Origin of the sequence: Phenylobacterium parvum, from assembly GCF_003150835.1 — a bacterium.
GTDB lineage: Bacteria > Pseudomonadota > Alphaproteobacteria > Caulobacterales > Caulobacteraceae > Phenylobacterium > Phenylobacterium parvum.
In genome coordinates this window covers 2,446,932-2,462,798 of sequence record NZ_CP029479.1, presented here as the reverse complement: position 1 = coordinate 2,462,798, position 15,867 = coordinate 2,446,932, and the positions used below count along the sequence as shown (strand labels likewise).

At 70.3% G+C, this 15,867-nt stretch carries 15 protein-coding genes and 1 other RNA gene; 6 read left to right on the top strand and 10 right to left on the bottom strand.

The annotated features are described in order from the left end of the window. Nucleotides 1-80: 80 nt before the first annotated feature. Nucleotides 81-1,799, top strand: coding sequence for a DUF4153 domain-containing protein (locus HYN04_RS11495; RefSeq protein ID WP_110450884.1), 1,719 nt, complete (start codon nt 81-83; stop codon nt 1,797-1,799). On the opposite strand, the gene HYN04_RS11490 is transcribed toward HYN04_RS11495, so the two are convergent. Together HYN04_RS11490 and ffs are read right to left on the bottom strand one after the other, a co-directional pair. Further along, the gene (locus tag HYN04_RS11490; RefSeq protein ID WP_110451412.1) at nt 1,796-3,622 is read right to left on the bottom strand and encodes a DNA polymerase III subunit gamma/tau; all 1,827 of its coding nucleotides are present in this window, start codon (nt 3,620-3,622) and stop codon (nt 1,796-1,798) included. The two genes, HYN04_RS11495 and HYN04_RS11490, sit on opposite strands and share 4 nt — an antisense overlap. A gap of 16 nt (nt 3,623-3,638) precedes the next feature. Continuing rightward, nucleotides 3,639-3,737, bottom strand: an RNA gene (gene ffs / locus HYN04_RS11485) — signal recognition particle sRNA small type. Between the two features lie 73 nt (nt 3,738-3,810). Here ffs and nudC point away from each other — a divergent pair. Continuing rightward, nucleotides 3,811-4,737, top strand: coding sequence for an NAD(+) diphosphatase (gene nudC, locus HYN04_RS11480; protein ID WP_110450883.1), 927 nt, complete (start codon nt 3,811-3,813; stop codon nt 4,735-4,737). 375 nt (nt 4,738-5,112) lie between these two features. Here the strand turns inward: nudC and HYN04_RS11475 are convergent, their stop codons facing one another. Together HYN04_RS11475 and HYN04_RS11470 are read right to left on the bottom strand one after the other, a co-directional pair. Then, nucleotides 5,113-5,961, bottom strand: a complete 849-nt coding sequence (locus HYN04_RS11475) for a prephenate dehydratase (protein WP_110450882.1) — start codon at nt 5,959-5,961, stop codon at nt 5,113-5,115. Then, nucleotides 5,958-6,704 (bottom strand): 3-deoxy-manno-octulosonate cytidylyltransferase, encoded by a 747-nt coding sequence (locus HYN04_RS11470; protein WP_110451411.1) that lies wholly within the window; start codon nt 6,702-6,704, stop codon nt 5,958-5,960. Before HYN04_RS11470 ends, HYN04_RS11475 begins: the two co-directional genes overlap by 4 nt. Before the next feature lie 166 nt (nt 6,705-6,870). On the opposite strand from HYN04_RS11470, the gene HYN04_RS11465 reads away from it, so the two are divergent. Beyond that, the gene (locus HYN04_RS11465; protein ID WP_110450881.1) at nt 6,871-7,548 is read left to right on the top strand and encodes a c-type cytochrome; all 678 of its coding nucleotides are present in this window, start codon (nt 6,871-6,873) and stop codon (nt 7,546-7,548) included. Nucleotides 7,549-7,564: 16 nt separating this feature from the next. Here the strand turns inward: HYN04_RS11465 and HYN04_RS11460 are convergent, their stop codons facing one another. The 4 genes from HYN04_RS11460 to HYN04_RS11450 form a co-directional block, all read right to left on the bottom strand. After that, nucleotides 7,565-8,425, bottom strand: coding sequence for a C40 family peptidase (locus HYN04_RS11460; protein ID WP_110450880.1), 861 nt, complete (start codon nt 8,423-8,425; stop codon nt 7,565-7,567). After that, nucleotides 8,422-9,801 (bottom strand): leucyl aminopeptidase family protein, encoded by a 1,380-nt coding sequence (locus HYN04_RS11455; protein ID WP_110450879.1) that lies wholly within the window; start codon nt 9,799-9,801, stop codon nt 8,422-8,424. Before HYN04_RS11455 ends, HYN04_RS11460 begins: the two co-directional genes overlap by 4 nt. A gap of 86 nt (nt 9,802-9,887) precedes the next feature. Then, complete coding sequence (locus HYN04_RS13520; protein ID WP_162599640.1) at nt 9,888-10,058, bottom strand: hypothetical protein; 171 nt, start codon at nt 10,056-10,058, stop codon at nt 9,888-9,890. Between the two features lie 196 nt (nt 10,059-10,254). Further along, nucleotides 10,255-11,718 carry an MFS transporter gene (locus tag HYN04_RS11450; RefSeq protein ID WP_241962617.1) on the bottom strand — a complete coding sequence of 488 codons (1,464 nt, stop codon included), beginning with the start codon at nt 11,716-11,718 and terminating at the stop codon, nt 10,255-10,257. A 163-nt stretch (nt 11,719-11,881) separates the two neighbouring features. Between HYN04_RS11450 and HYN04_RS11445 the strand changes: the two genes are divergently transcribed. Next, on the top strand, nt 11,882-12,760 hold the full coding sequence (locus HYN04_RS11445) for an SDR family NAD(P)-dependent oxidoreductase (protein ID WP_110450878.1): 879 nt from the start codon (nt 11,882-11,884) through the stop codon (nt 12,758-12,760). Nucleotides 12,761-12,776: 16 nt separating this feature from the next. Here HYN04_RS11445 and HYN04_RS11440 read toward each other — a convergent pair whose 3' ends face one another. Then, nucleotides 12,777-13,379 carry a GNAT family N-acetyltransferase gene (locus tag HYN04_RS11440; protein WP_110450877.1) on the bottom strand — a complete coding sequence of 201 codons (603 nt, stop codon included), beginning with the start codon at nt 13,377-13,379 and terminating at the stop codon, nt 12,777-12,779. A 139-nt stretch (nt 13,380-13,518) separates the two neighbouring features. Between HYN04_RS11440 and HYN04_RS11435 the strand changes: the two genes are divergently transcribed. Continuing rightward, complete coding sequence (locus HYN04_RS11435) at nt 13,519-14,817, top strand: acyl-CoA dehydrogenase family protein (protein ID WP_110450876.1); 1,299 nt, start codon at nt 13,519-13,521, stop codon at nt 14,815-14,817. A gap of 65 nt (nt 14,818-14,882) precedes the next feature. Here the strand turns inward: HYN04_RS11435 and HYN04_RS11430 are convergent, their stop codons facing one another. Next, complete coding sequence (locus HYN04_RS11430; RefSeq protein ID WP_110450875.1) at nt 14,883-15,305, bottom strand: hypothetical protein; 423 nt, start codon at nt 15,303-15,305, stop codon at nt 14,883-14,885. 223 nt (nt 15,306-15,528) lie between these two features. Between HYN04_RS11430 and groES the strand changes: the two genes are divergently transcribed. Continuing rightward, on the top strand, nt 15,529-15,816 hold the full coding sequence (gene groES, locus HYN04_RS11425) for a co-chaperone GroES (RefSeq protein ID WP_110450874.1): 288 nt from the start codon (nt 15,529-15,531) through the stop codon (nt 15,814-15,816). Nucleotides 15,817-15,867: the final 51 nt, after the last annotated feature.

Sequence of the window (15,867 nt, the reverse complement as noted above, 5' to 3'; positions counted from 1 at the left end):
ATTCTGTCGCAAAGGATGTTGCAGGGTGCACCTCCCGGGGTGATTCTGTCCAAGCCCGCCCCTCGGGACAGGAAGCCCCCATGGCCCGCACCTCACGCCCCCACGCTACCGAACTCCGCGACCTTCTCGTGCGCGCCGCCATCGGACTGACGGGCGGGATCGCCGCCTGGGCTGTGGCCCGCTGGACCCCGGCCGGCGAAGACCTGAAGGTCCTGCGGGGCGTCCTGGCCCTGGCCTCCGCGACCCTGCCCGTGGTCCTCCTGGGCGCCTATGGCGCCCTGCGTTGGCGGACGCTGTCCCTCTGGGTCCTGGCGGCCGGCGGCGTGGTCCTCCTGGGCGGCCTCGGCAGGACGGCCTGGGAGGAAGGTGCGGGCCGGATCGTTCCGCCGGTTCCGGAAGGCTCCGTCCTGTTCCTGACCTGCCTGATCCTGGCCATGGGCCATGTCCTGGTCCGCGCCCGGGAAGGCGCCGGCCGGGGCAATCCCTGGCCGCGCCACTTCACCATCGCCTGGACCGATGGCTTCCGGGTCGCTCTGTCCGCCGCCCTCGCCGGGGCCCTGGTCGGCCTCCTTGGCCTTGCGGGAGGCCTGTTCGAGGTGATCGGACTGAAGCAGGTGGGCCAGTTCCTCTTCCGTCCTATCGTCCTGTGGCCGGCAACCTGGCTCGCCTTCGCCCTTGGCGTCCATTTCACGGCGACCCGGGCGGACCTGGCCGAAGGCGCCCGGGCCCTGGGCCTGGGTCTCCTGGCCTGGCTCCTGCCCCTGATGACCCTGCTGATCCTCGCCTTCCTGGGATCCCTGCCCTTCACGGGACTGGAGCCCCTCTGGGGCACCCAGTTTGCAGCCGCCGTGCTCATGGCCGCCTGCGTCGGCCTGATCATCCTGTCCAACGCCGCCGTGCAGGACGCGACGAACATCGCCAAGATTCCGCGCGTCCTGCGCATGGCCGCGCGTCTTGCCGGCCTCCTGATGGTTCCGCTGATCGTCATCGCCGCCGTCGGCGTCTTCCTGCGGATCGGCCAGCACGGCCTGACGCCGGACCGGGTCCGGGCCCTGGCCTGCATTGTGACCCTGGCGGTCTTCGCCGGCGGCCACGCCCTGGCGGCCTTGTCCCGCCGATCCTGGCTCGAAGCCTTCGGCAAGGCCAACCTCACCGGCGTGCTGGCGGCCCTCGTGGCCTCGCTCTTCACCCTGAGCCCCGTCGGGGATCCTGATCGGCTGTCGGTCCTGGACCAGGTGCGACGCCTGAATACGGGGAAGGTCACGGTGGATCGATTCGACTACGGGCAACTGAGGTTCGACACCGGCGAGCCCGGTCGCGCCGCCCTTCGGGAGCTTGCGTCCCGACCTGGGGACAGTCCGCGCGACGCCGAGATCCGGCGCCGGGCCTCGGAGGCCCTGGCGACCAAGTCCCGGAACGACCTGAGGCTGGCGCCTCCGGTGGTCACGCCCATCGGCGGGGCGCCGATCCCTGCGGACTTCCTCACCAGTCCGGCGACGGTGAACTGCACACCGGGCGCAGACTGCATGGCCCTGAGCCTCGACATCACGGGCGACGGCTCCGCCGAGGTCCTGCTGAAGAGCGGCATTACCGTTCTCGCCTGGATCCGGGAGGATTCGGGTTGGCGCCTGTTGGGCGAACTGAGCGCGCCCTGCCTCGTGGACGACAGGCGTTTCCGGGCGGGCGAGGTCCGCGTCACGCCGCCCCAGATTCCGGTGCAGGATGTCGAGGTGGGCGGAATGCGGCTGCGGTTTGTTCCCGAAATCGCCGGCTGTCCCCCTTCTGGCGGCGGGGGCTAGTCCTCCACCGCCTCTTCGCCCAGGTCGTCGACCAAGACGGGTTCGGGCGGGGGCAGGTGGCGGATCTGGACGACCTCGGCGCCGGGGAAGGCCTCGATCACGGAAAGCACGAAGGGGTCCTGGGCGATCTCGGCGCGGGTCTCGCGGGCTTCACGGGTCTGGCGCTCCCACAAACTCTCCGCCCCGCCGCCGCCCTGGGCCGCCACCAGCCAGGGCTGGCCGGTCCAGGCCTTGAGGCGGCCCACCAGGCGCTGGGCGAGGTTGGCGGGCGCGCCGGGCGCGGGCTCGAACTCCAGCACGCCGGGGCGGAAGCTGACGGGCCGGACGAAGCGTTCGACGTCCAGCTTCAGGGCGATGTCGCGCTCGGCGTCGATCAGGGCGACGAGGTCCTCGAAGGACTGCAGGACGGGCGCCTGGCGGGCCTCGGCCTGGGGCGCCGACTGCAGGGCGGCCTGGGGCGAGAGGGCCCTCGCCGCCCCGCCGGGGGCCGATCCGCCGCCGGACCCGCTTCCGCCCGAGGGGCCGGAGGCCGGCGTGTCGCCGTTCCGCAGCAGCTTGAGGGCTTCCTCGGGCCCGGGAAGGTCCGCGGCGTGCGCCAGGCGGATCAGGGCCATGTCCGTGGCCGCCGCCGGGTCCGGCGCCCGCCCGACCTCCTCGTGGGCGCGCAGGAGCATCTGCCAGAGGCGGGCCAGGATAGGCGCCGACACCGCGGCTCCGGCCGAGGCGAGGCGGGCCGACTGGTCCTTGGGCAGGGCCAGGGCCTGCGGGCCGACCGCCCGGGCGACCGAGGCGCCGTGAACGTGCTCCATGAGGTCGAGCACCACCTGGGCGGGATCGGCGCCCAGGGCGTAGAGCTGGCGGAAGGCGCTGACGGTGCCGCCGGGGTCGCCCTTCAGGATGAATTCGAACAGGTCCAGGGTCCCGGCCCGGTCGGCCAGGCCCAGCATGTCGCGGATCAGGGCGGCGGGGACGGTCTGGCCGGGCTCGGCCTGGACGATGGCCTGGTCCAGCAGGGACTGGGCGTCGCGCACCGAGCCTTCAGCAGCCCGGGCGATCAGGGTCAGGCCCTCGGCCTCGACCCGCACCCCTTCGGCCTCCAGGATCATCTGCAGGTTGCCGATGAGGTCGGCGGGCTCCACCCGGCGCAGGTCGAACCTCTGGCAGCGGGAGAGGATGGTCACCGGCACCTTGCGGATCTCGGTGGTGGCGAAGATGAACTTGGCGTGCGGCGGGGGCTCCTCGAGGGTCTTCAGCAGGGCGTTGAAGGCTCCCGTGGAGAGCATGTGCACTTCGTCGATGATGTAGACCTTGTAGCGGGCCTCCACCGGGGCGTAGCGCACCCCGTCGAGCAGGTCGCGCATGTCGCCCACGCCGGTCCGACTGGCGGCGTCCAGCTCCAGCACGTCCATGTGCCGGCCCTCGATGATGGCGCGGCAGTGCCGGCCCTCGATGGACAGGTCCAGGCTGGGGGCGTCGATGGAGTCCGTCTGGAAGTTCAGGGCCCGGGCCAACAGCCGGGCCGTGGTGGTCTTGCCCACCCCACGTACGCCGGTGAGCATGAAGGCGTGGGCGATCCGCCCGGCGGCGAAGGCGTTGCGCAGGGTCCGGACCATGGCCTCCTGGCCATAGAGGTCCTCGAAGGTGCGGGGCCGGTACTTGCGGGCGATGACGGTGTAGGCGGCGTTGCCGGTCGGTGCAGTCCCGGGTGCAGGCGCCGCCGAAGACACAGGCGCCGGGGCGGGCGCAGGATCGCCGAACATGTCCGCGGTGTCGGGATCACGCTCCGGCGCATCGGGTTCGGGCGTGAGGTCTTCGTCGGCCATGGTCGCCATTTGGGCTGGGTGGAGACCGGACAACGACCCGGAACGGGACTCGTTACGGCTGCTTCCTTCCGGACCTGACCGGGTTGGCGAGGCGTCCGCCCGTCGCCGATCTCCGCCCCCTATATCGCGGTCCCGAGGCGTGCATGCAAGCGTGTGCAGATCCGCGCCTGTGGGCTAAAAGACGACTCATGCCTCTGAACGCCTTCCAGAACACCTTCGCCGGCAATCCCCTCGACCGCGCCAGCGACCGTCGCAAGGACGCCGCCTGGCTGGCGGAACGCCTCGCCTCCGACCAGTCCCTGGGCATGGTCCTGTGGAACGGCAAGGCCCTGGTGGAGCGGTCCAGCTCGGGCGGGATGCAGATCGCCTACCTTCCCTCCCGGCTGGTCGAGGACCTGTCCGGCGGTCCCGAGCGCCTCCTGTTCATGGGGCTCTGGCAGGACACGGCGGTGTTCGCCGTCGACCTGGAAGGCCCCGCCGACCCCACTGACGGCCCACTGCAGGGGATGGGCCGGTTCGAGGATGCGCGGGCCCTGGCCGCCAGCCTTCCTTCTGGCGAGATCGCCATTGTCGGCACCGCCAAGGGGGTCTTCGAATGGCGCCGCAAGCATCGCCGCTGCTCGGTCTGCGGCGAGGCCACCCACCCCACCGAGGGCGGCTGGAAGCGCGAGTGTTCCTCCTGCAGCGCCGAGCATTTCCCCCGCACGGACCCGGTGGTCATCATGCTGGCCGTGCATGGCGACCGCTGCATGCTGGGCCGCCAGGAAATCTGGCCCGCCGGTATGTTCTCCGCCCTGGCGGGCTTCCTGGAGCCTGGCGAGACAATCGAAGAGGCCTGCGCCCGGGAACTGTTCGAGGAGGCGGGGCTGAGGGCCACCTCGGTACGCTATCACTCCACCCAGCCCTGGCCCTTCCCCAACTCGCTGATGATCGGCCTGATCGCCGAGGTGGACGGCGATGAGGCCCAGCCGGACCAGACCGAGTTGTCCGAGGTGCGCTGGTACACCCGCGCCGAGGCCCGCGCCCTGCTGGCCGGCGAGATCAAGGGCAGCTTCGCCCCCGGCGGTATGGCCATCGCCCACCAGCTGATCCGCGCCTGGGCCGAGGAGGCCTGAGCCCGCCTCACCGGCCTACGCCCGGAGCTTCCACTGGGGGGGCCATCAGCTCCGTAATTCCTCCCCCCAGGGGGAGGTGGACCGCGAAGCGGGACGGAGGGGGTCTGCTGAGCCGCCGTTGACCCCCTCACCCGGCTTCGCCGGGAGCTCCCCCTTGGGGGAGCAATGGCTCCCCAATTCCTCCCCATCAGGGGGAGGTGGACCGCGAAGCGGGCCGGAGGGGGTCTGCTGAGGCGCCGTTGACCCCCTCAGTCAGCTTCGCTGACAGCTCCCCCTTGGGGGAGCAATTGCCTCCTCATTCCTCCCCCAAGGGAGGTGGGACGGAGGGGGGCAACTGCGTCTCCGTAAACCCCTGACCTGTCGCCGCCGGGCGGGCTAGCCGACCTGGGCGCGGTAAGGATCCGCGGGGTAGACCCCGAGGATCTCGAAGCGCTCGGAGAAGAACTGCAGCTCCTCGAAGGCGCGGGCGACGGCCTCGTCCCCGGGCCGACCGTCGATCTCGGAGTAGAAGAAGGTCGCCGTGAAGGCGGCGTTCTCCATGTAGCTCTCGAGCTTGGTCATGTTGACGCCATTGGTCGCAAAGCCGCCCAGCGCCTTGTAGAGGGCGGCGGGCAGGTTGCGGACCCGGAAGACGAAGCTGGTCACGCACTTCACGCCCGGCCCGGGCGCCGGGGCGTCGGCGTCCGCGGTCATGACCAGGAAGCGGGTGGTGTTGTTGTGGGTGTCCTCGATGTCCCTTTCCAGGATGTCGAGGCCGTAGAGGCGCGCGGCCAGGGCCGGGGCGATGGCCGCCCGGTTCGGGTCCGGCCGCTCGGACAACTGGCGGGCGGCCAGGGCGGTGTCGCTGACCGGCTCCCGGGCCAGGCCCAGGCGGGCGATGGTCCCGCGGCACTGGGCGAAGGCGATGGGCATGGAGGCCACCGACTTCAGGTCCTCGACCCGCACGCCGGGATTGGCCATCAGCTGGAAGTGGATGGGCTTGAAGTGCTCGCCGATGATCCGCAGTCCGGAGGACGGCAGGAGGTGATGGACGTCGGCCACGCGGCCGGCGATCGAGTTCTCCACCGGGATCATGCCCAGCCGGCACTCGCCCGCGCGTACCGCCTCGAAGGCCTCCTCGAAGGTGGCGCAGGGGACCGGCTCCATGTCCGGGAAGGCGGCCAGGCAGGCCTCGTGGCTGTTGGCCCCAAGCTCTCCCTGGAAGGCGATCCGGTTGCGGCTCATGCGGGGGCTCCAAGGCGCCGGGCGTGGGCGCGGGCGCGGTCCAGGTCGGCGGGGTTGTCCACCGAGACGGGCGCCTCGTCCAGCACGGCCGACCAGATCGTCATGCCCATCTCCAGGGCCCTCAGCTGTTCAAGCCGCTCGCGGCGCTCCAGCGGCGAGGGCGTGGCGGCGGTGAACCGCTCGAGCGCCGCGCGCCGGTAGCCGTAGATGCCATGGTGGATCCAGACCGGGCCATCGCCGTAGAGGACCGAGCGGGTGAAATAGAGGGCCCGGCCGGATCGTCCGTCCGGGTCCATGGACGCAACCACCTTGGGCATGTCCGGATTGGTCCGGTCCTCCGGCCCCGCCTCTGCGACCATCACAGTCGAGATGTCGGCATGCGGCCGCTGGTCGAGGAGGCCGGCGCAGGCCCGGATCGCCTCTGGGGCGATGAAGGGGATGTCGCCCTGCAGGTTGATCACCACGTCGAAGCGGCCTTCGGGGTCCAGGGCCCCCAGGGCGGCCAGGATGCGGTCTGACCCGGACGGCAGGTCGGGGTCGGTCAGGACAGCGCGCCCTCCGGCCGCCTCGACCGCCTCGACGATCTCTGCGTCTCCCGCCGCCACGGCCACCGGGCCGATGCCGGCGGCCTCGGCCTGCCGCAGGACCCGCACGATCATCGGCAGGCCGCCAATGTCCGCCAGGGGCTTTCCGGGCAGGCGGGTGGCGGCCATTCGGGCGGGGATGAGGAGGATCGGCGTCATGAACCTGAGGCCCGGGGCCATCTGCCCGGTTGCGCAAGCGCCGGTAGCGTGTAAGAGACGCGAACGCAATAAGGGGTCGGGAATCTCCGGTTCCGCAGGGCCTTGAGTCGGCCTTTCTGGTTTTGGGTGGCGGGGCTTCGGTCCCGAAAGAATCGGTTTCGGGACGATGAGCAATCTGACCTTCAACAAGATCGCAGGCGCCGGGCTCGCGACGGTCCTGGCGATCGTCGGCCTTCGGGAAGTCACCACGGGGCTATTCACCGTCGCGGCGCCTGAGAAGCCCGGCTACCTGATCGAGGCGGCCGTGGAGGCCGGCGGCGACGCGCCGGCGGCGGATGTCCTTCCCGACTTCGGGACCGTCCTGCCGGCGGCAGACGTGAAGGCTGGCGAGGCGGTCTTCGCCAAGTGCCAGTCCTGCCACAACGTCGCCAATGGCGGCGCCAACGGGACCGGTCCCAACCTCTGGGGCATTGTCGGCCACAAGCCCGGATCCCACGCCGGTTACGCCTATTCCGCCGCGATGACCGAGTTCGGCGCCAAGCAGGGCGTCTGGGACGACGTGCACCTCTACGAGTTCCTCCGGGCGCCTGCGAAGTACATCTCGGGCACCAAGATGTCCTTCGTCGGCCTGAAGAAGTCCGAGGACCGCGTCAACCTGATCGCGTATCTCCGCGCCCAGGGCGCCACCCTGCCCCTGCCGGCGCCGAATCCGGCGGCTGCGGCTCCCGCGGCTGCGCCCGCCGACGCTGCGGCTCCCGCCGCCGGCGCCGCCCCGGCTGCGGCTGGCGCCGCCCCGGCGGCTACGCCTGCGGCCGCCGCTCCGGCCGCCAAGCCGGCGGCCTGATCCCCGCAGGGCCGGCCTAGCCGGCCTGCGGTCGCGCCCTGTCCAACGGTCGCCGGAAGGCGACGGGCTCGCCGCCGCCCGCGGCGACAATCCTGTCCGTCGCCTCGGCAAGCGGCTCGATGGCCACGGCCATGTGGTGGGCGTTGGCGTGCACCATCCGGACCGCATCCACCATCATGGCGACATGCCCCCGCCAGAAGACCAGGTCTCCCCGCTCGAGGCCCGATGGATCGACGTGTACGCCCAGGGCCTGCTGTAGGTCGGAATCCCTCGGACAGGCCCGCCCGCAGGCCAGGAGCGCCTGCTGGACCAGGCCCGAGCAGTCGAGCCCGCAGCCCTCGCGTCCGCCCCAGAGATAGGCTGCGCCCAGGTGGGCCTCGGCCACCGCCGCAGGATCTCCTGAGAAATCGCCCAGAGGGGCGAGGTGGCTTTCCGGCATCCAGAACCCCGCGTCGCAGAGGGCGAGGCGCCCCTCCCGCGCGGTGACCGTGACCAGGCTGTTCAGGGAGATCGGGCCGGTCGGACGGGACTTGATGCTGGGCCCGTCGAAGCCATAGCTCAGCACAACCTGCACCCGGTGGGTGGGCGGTGGACCCTCGGGCGCCAGGGCGCCGAAGGCGACATGCCCGACATAGCCGTCGCGCACCGACTGGCCCCAGGCGAAGCCGTCGCGGATCTCCAGGACGTCGAACCTCTCGCCCAGCAACAGTTGGTCCAGCTGCTCGGCTTCGGCCCGGGGCTCCCGGCGGATCGCCGTCGACGGGACCGCCGCCTGCATCCGCCGGGGGCGGGCGTAGCGGGCGGCCGGTATCCAGCCCTCCAGGGCCTCGGAGGCGAGGTCTGGCCGGGCCAGGGTCAGGCGAGGGTCGGAGCTCACGCGTAGCGCGCCTTCAGCATGGCGTAGAGGCCCCGGATGGCCTGGACCTCGCCTCCCGCCGGCGATCCCGGCTGGCTGCGCGGGTTCCAGGCGAAGACGTCGAAGTGCGCCCAGGCGCCTTCCGGGGCGAACTTCTGCAGGAAGAGGGCGGCGGTCATGGCTCCCGCCTGGGCCCAGGCGTCGGGATCGTTCTTCAGGTCGGCGATCTCGGAGTCCAGGGACGGCAGGTAGCCCTTCCAGAGGGGCAGGCGCCAGACGGGATCAAAGGCCTTGCGGGCGCCCGCCTCGATGGCGGCGGCCAGGGCCTCGTCATCGGTGAAGAAGGGCGGCAGCTGCGGCCCCAGGGCGACCCGCGCCGCACCCGTCAGGGTGGCCATGTCGAGGGTCAGGTCGGGCGAGAGCTCGCCCGCGCGTGTGAGGGCGTCGGCCAGGATAAGCCGTCCCTCGGCGTCGGTGTTTCCGACCTCGACGCTCAGGCCCTTGCGCGTGGCCAGGACGTCGCCGGGCCTCATGGCGGCCCCGCCGACGGCGTTCTCGACGGCCGGGATGAGGAGGGCCAGGCGGACCGGCAGGCGGGCCTGCATGACCAGGGCGCCGAGGGCCAGGACGTGGGCGGCGCCGCCCATGTCCTTCTTCATCAGCCGCATGCCGGCCGAGGGCTTGAGGTCCAGGCCGCCGGTGTCGAAGACCACCCCCTTGCCCACCAGGGCCAGGACCGGGTGGCCGGGTTCGCCCCAGGTGACCTCGATCATGCGGGGCTCGCGCCCCGGTGCAGCGGCGCGCCCGACCGCGTGGACGCTGGGATAGCCCTGGGACAGGAGGGCCTCGCCAGTCACCACGTCGACCGTGGCCCCAAAGCGGGTCGCAAGGTCGCGGGCGGCGGTCTCCAGCTCGGCGGGGCCGAGGTCGTTGGCGGGCGTGTTGACCAGATCCCGGGCCAGGGCGCAGGCGGCGGCGATGGCCTCGGCCTCGCCGGCGTTGGCCCCCGGGACGGCCAGCTGGGGCGGGGCGGACTCGCGCTTGCGGTAGCGCTCGAACCGATAGAGGCCCAGGGCGAAGGCGATGGCGGCGTCCGTGGGGTCGAGCCCGCCGGGGACGGCCTCCAGGCGGTAGGTCCCCGCCGGAAGTCGGCCGGCCAGGTTCCGGAAGGACAGGACATCCCCGGGCGCGGCGCCGAGGCCCAGGAGCACCCGGGCTGGCTTGCCGTCAGGCCCCGGAACGATGACCGCCTGGCCCGGGCGGGCGCGGAACTCGGTCCCGGCGAGGCCGGCGTCCAGGGGCGGGGCGGACTGTCGCCAGGCGGCGAGGTCGCCCTCGCACAGGCAGGTCACGGGAATTGCGGCGTCGTCGGTCCCAGAAGGAAGGTCATTGGCCATGGTCAGCACTCCACCTGCGCCGCCCCGGCGCATGGGGGATCATTTGGGCCAAAGCCGGGGTCGCCGCAACGGGGCGACGTCGCGGATCAGTGCGATGCGGCGCGGAGATCAGGCGGGATGTTGGGCGCCGGCTGGCGGGCGGGCGAAAGGCTCGCCGCCGCAAGGAGCATGGCCGCGATCAGGGCGGCGACGACCCCATATTCGAAGACGGGCGCGGATGCCTCCTCACGGAGCACCCTGGCGAGCAACCTGGACATTCTGTTCTCCCGTGACACGGGAGGGCGGGAGTCCCCACGCCCCGGCTGAGCCTTTCGGCTTCCCCGTACACTCGTGGTTACTCTTCGCTCATCGAGCTTAATGGAAAGTAAACGTGAGAAGGGCCGCGAGGGTCTGTCGACTTTAACTTAGGTTTACAAACATGGTTAACAGTAATCGGGGCTGACCTCCCTGAAGTCAGGCCTCGATCGACTTGCCGCCGCCCCGGACGAAGCCCAGCCCCGCCAATCCTGCAACGAGGAGGATGATCACCGTGGCGAATCCGCCCTGCTGGGTCTTGGTCAGGTTGGTCCCGAAGTTCACCATCATGGGCCCCAGCCATCCTGTCGCGACGCCGGACAGGGCGTAGACCCCGAAGAAGGCCCCGGTCTTTTCCGGCGGGGTGAGGCGGGTCAGCATGGTCCGGGCCGAGGCGTACTGGGCCGTGATGAAGACGGCGTTCACGAACCCGATCAGCAGGAAGATGACCTCGGGCAGGGTCCGGAAGACGGGGCCGTCCCAGACCGGCGCATGCGCGGAGGGGTCGTAGCTCCACAGGTAGAGGATCCGGGTCGGCGACATGCCCAGCATGGCGACAATGCCGAGGATCGACATGAAGATCGCGATCCTGAGGGCGTTCTTCGGGCCGAAGGCGGCGTCCATCCACCGTCCGACAAAACCCCCGAGCACGGCCAGGATGGACAGGAGGATGCCGTAGAAGAGCATCTCGAGGGCCTGCCACTTCATCACGCCCACGGCGTAGACCCCGGCGTAGATCAGGATGGCGTTCATGCCGTCGACAAAGGCCATGCGGCTGGCGAGGTAGATGGCGGCGTCCCTGTAGTTGCGGACGGTGGCGAGCATCTCCCAGAGCTGGCGAGCCCCGTTCCGGAAGGCCCGCAGGACGGGAATTCCTGTGCGCGGCGCGTCTGGCGTGAAGAGGAAGAGGGGCAGGGCGCCAATGGCGAAGATGCCCGCCGCCATGAGGACGACGATCCGCTCGTGCTCGTGGGCGGCGGTGTCCAGGCCGAAGAGCGGCGCCTTGGGCACCCAGGCCCAGTCGACCCGGCCAGGCAGGGCGAAGGCCCAGGCGGTGAAGCCCAGGGCCAGGACGGAGAAGGCGTTGCCCAGGGCGAGGGCCAGGCCAGAGGCCTTGTGCGCCGCCTTCATGCCCGCCGCCCGGATCAGCAGGGAATTGTGCAGGACTTCCGAGAAGGCGAACCCCAGCCCGATCAGGGTGATGAGCAGCATGGTCATGGTGACCGACAGCCCCGACCCGTCCGGCCTGGCCCACCAGAGAGCCGCCATCATCGGGACCATGGCGGCGACCACCAGGCCCAGCCAGATCTTGCGGCCGCCGAGCTGGTCGATGGAGGCCCCCAGGAAGGGCGCTGTGGCCATGATGATCCAGCCCGAATACTGGCTCCACTGCGAGATCACCGCCTGGCCCTTCACCGGGTCGCCGATCATCACCGAGGCGATGTAGGGCGCGAAGATGTAGATGGTGACCAGGACGACATAGGGGTTTCGGGCGCCCTCGAAGAAAGACCAGGCGACCGCCCCGCGGGTCATGCGCCCGTCGCCAGCCAGTTCGGCGGCGATGGGGGAATCGACGATGGCGCCCAGCCCGTGGGCCTCGCCGGCTGGCAGATTTGCGGACACGGCGCTTCCCCCCTTCGCCAGCGTCTGGTGCGCCGGCTGTCGGCGGAGCCTACTCCAACCGGGACGCTTGTGGAGTCGGAAAGCAGGGCGCCGACCCGGACTCGACTCCCCGCCGGACCGGTTGGAAGATGCGCCTTTCAGAAAAACATTAGGGAGACGCACCATGGGACTTCTGGACGGAAAGGTGGCCATCATCACCGGCGCCGGCGGCGGGCTTGGAGAGGCCTATGCCCGGCTCTTCGCCCGTGAAGGGGCCGCCGTGGTGGTCAATGACCTGGGCGGTTCCCGCGACGGCTCGGGCGACGGCTCGGTCAGCGCGGCGCAGAAGGTGGTCAACGACATCCTGGCCGAAGGCGGCCGCGCCGTGGCCAATGGCGACGACGTGTCGACCCTGGCGGGCGGGGAGAACATCCTGAAGACCGCCCTCGACGCCTTTGGACAGGTCGACATCCTGGTCTGCAATGCGGGCATCCTGCGCGACAAGACCTTCGCCAACACGACGGAGGCCGACTGGGACCTGGTGGTCAAGGTGCACCTGAAGGGCACCTACTGCTGCACCATGCCGGTCTGGAAGTGGCTGAAGGACAACGGGCGTCCCGGGACCATCGTCATGACCAGCTCGACCTCGGGCCTCTACGGCAACTTCGGCCAGTCGAACTATGGGGCGGCCAAGGCGGGCATCTATGGCTTCATGCGCGTCCTGGCCATCGAGGGGCGCAAGTACGGCATCCGGGTCATGGGCCTGGCGCCGGGCGCCTTCACCCGTATGACCTCCGACCTGCCCGGACGGGCCGGCCGCGAGCCGGATCCGCTGAGCCTGCCGGAGAATGTGGCGCCGGGCGTGCTCTACATGGTCTCGGACCTGGCCGCTGACCACACCGGCAAGGTGCTGGGCGTCTCCTCCCGCGGGGTACGCGAGATCAAGATGCTGGAGACCGAAGGCTTCCAGCCCGGCCGGCCCTACACCGCCCAGGAAGTGGCCGAGAACGCCGAAAAGGTCTTCTTCGCCGAAAGCCAGACCCGGACCGCGCCAGTCCGCTGATCCTGCGCCGCCGCCTTCAGGCCCCGGGCCCGAAGGCGGCGAGCCGGCGGTCCAGCCCCTCGCGTACGGCGGGCCAGTCCGGGGCGATGATGGAATAGACGGCCGTGCTGCGCCGCCGGCCTGTCCAGACGACCCGGTCCCACCGCTGGACGCCCTCGAAGGTCGCCCCCAGCTTGAGCACCGCCGCCCGGGACCTGGCGTTGATCTCATCGACGTGGAACTGGACCCGGACAAAGCCGGCGGCGAAGGCTTCCTCCAGGAGGAGGCGCTTGGCGGAGGGATTGACGTGCCCGCCCCTCGCCTGTGGGGCGTAGTAGGTGAGGCCGATCTCGAGGGCGGCGTTGGCCCGGTCGATCTTCAGGAAGCCGGTGACGCCGACGCAGCGCGTGTCCGACATCACTGCGAAATGACGCGCCGCGCCTGAGTCCCTGTCCGCGATCCGCTTGCCGTTCCAGAACCGATCGAAGTTCTCGCCGTAGAGGGAGAGCGAATACTGCGTCTCCCAGATCTCGGGATCGGCGGCGCAGGCGGCCCTCAAGGGCTCCCTGTGCGCCTCGGACAGGGGCTCGAGGGTGACGAAGGCGTTGGCGAGGGGGCGATGGGGAAAGTCCGGGACCATACCCCTTTTCTGGCCCGCCCCGGACGAATTGGCCAGCCTGGCTTGAGCCAGATCAAGGACGCGCGGGGGCCGGGCCGGGACCTTCCGGGGCGCGCAGCCCCCGGCGACCCGGAGGGCGCCTCAAGGAAGGTCGACCGTCATGGATTTCGAGTACTCCCCCCGCCAGAAGGAACTCATCCGCCGCGTCAGCGACTTCATGGATGCGCACATCCATCCCGCCGTCCCCGTCTATGAGGCCCAGCAGGCCGAGGGCGATCCCTGGAAGGTCATCCCCGTCGTCGAGGACCTGAAGGCCAGGGCCCGCGCCGCCGGGCTCTGGAACATGTTCATGCCGCCGGACTCCGGCCACCCGCACGTGGACGACACCTTCGTCTTCGAGGGCGTCCAGCTGTCGAACCTCGAGTACGCCCCCATCGCCGAGATCATGGGGCGGGTGGGCTTCGCCTCGGAGGTCTTCAACTGCTCGGCGCCGGACACCGGCAACATGGAGGTCCTGAACCGCTTCGGGACCCGCGAGCAGAAGGACCTTTGGCTGTCGCCCCTGATGCGCGGCGAGATCCGCTCGGCCTTCCTGATGACCGAGCCCCTGGTGGCCTCCTCGGACGCCACCAACATCGAGACCCGCATCGACCGGGATGGCGACCACTATGTCATCAATGGCCGCAAGTGGTGGTCCTCGGGCGTGGGCGACCCCCGGTGCAAGGTCGCCATCGTGATGGGCAAGACCAATTCCGAGGCCGCCCTTCACGCCCAGCAGTCGCAGGTGCTGGTCCCCATGGATACGCCCGGGATCAAGGTCCTGCGCATGCTGCCGGTGTTCGGCTACGACGACGCCCCGCACGGCCACGCCGAGGTCCTGCTGGAGAATGTCCGGGTGCCGGTGGAGGACTCCCTCGTGCTGGGCGAGGGGCGCGGCTTCGAGATCAGCCAGGCCCGGCTGGGCCCCGGCCGCATCCATCACTGCATGCGCACCATCGGCGCGGCGGAGGTCGCCCTGGAGAAGATGTGCCGGCGGCTCATGACCCGGAAGGCCTTCGGCAAGTACATCTCCGAGCACTCGGTCTGGGAGGAGCGGATCGCCCGCGCCCGCATCGACATCGAGATGACCCGCCTGCTCTGCCTGAAGGCCGCGGACATGATGGACAAGGCAGGCAACAAGGTGGCCCGGATGGAGATCGCCATGATCAAGGTCCAGGCGCCGACCATGGCGATCAAGGTCATCGACGACGCCATCCAGGCCCATGGCGGCGGCGGGGTCACCAGCGACTTCGGCCTCGCCAAGGCCTACGCCAGCCAGCGCACCCTGCGCCTGGCCGACGGGCCCGACGAGGTGCACAACCGCACCATCGCCCGCATGGAGCTGGCGAAATACGGCGACCTGCAGATGAAGATCCGCGCCGAGCGCGACGCCGAGCGGGTTCCCGTGGGCATGCGCTGAGGACCCAAAGAAAAGGGGCGGCCCCGGCGGGCCGCCCCGGTTCGTGGGAAAGGGTCCTGGTGGCCCTATTTCGTCGGGTACGCGCCCTCGGCGGAACAGACCTGGCGCATCAGGGCCGCATCGTCGGACCCGTCCGCCTTCTTGGCGGCTTCGCCCCTCCAGCCAGAGGCGATCTCGAGCGGCTTCTTCGGCGAATAGCTGCCCATGGGGATCAGGTTCCTGGCCTTGCAGTCGAGGGCGTAGACAAAGCCCACGCCATCGGCGGCGCCTGGGGCGGATGGGCCCATGCGGGGCGTCGCGCCGACCTTGCCGATGGCGGTCATCACCACGATCCGGCCCGAGGCGGCGTCGCGGTAGGAATAGTCGCGGTCAAAGGACCACTGGAGCCCCTTGTCGGTCGGCTCGGTATAGGGCGTCCAGGTCTCCGCCACGGCGGGCAGGGCGAAGGCGAGGGCCGACAGGGCGGCGATCACGGGGGCGCGGCGCATGGGCGTTTCCTTGTTGTGGCGTCACAGCTGAAGGGGACCTTAGCCGCCGCCGTCGCCCCGGTCCAACCGGAACTGAGGGCCCTTTCGGGGGGCGCGGCGCTTGACTCCGCCAGTCCCCATCCCTAACTCCCCGACGCGTTAGCACTCGGAGGCGACGGCTGCCAAAGGCGGCGCCGCCCCCGGGAGTTCCAGCAACACTCGTCCTAAATGGAGAGACCAAGACATGGCGTTTCGTCCCCTCGGTGACCGCGTCCTCGTGAAGCGCGTCGAAGAAGAACAGAAGACCAAGGGCGGGATCATCATCCCCGACACCGCCAAGGAGAAGCCGCAGGAAGGCGAAGTCATCGCCGTCGGCCCCGGCGCCCGTGATGACTCTGGCAAGGTGCAGCCCCTCGACCTGAAGAAGGGCGACCGCATCCTGTTCGGCAAGTGGTCCGGCACCGAGGTCAAGGTCGACGGCCAGGACCTGCTGATCATGAAGGAAAGCGACGTCCTGGGCGTGATCGAATAGATCCCCCGACCGCCTTTCCAGACCCCACAATCCCTTTCTGAAAGAGTAAGC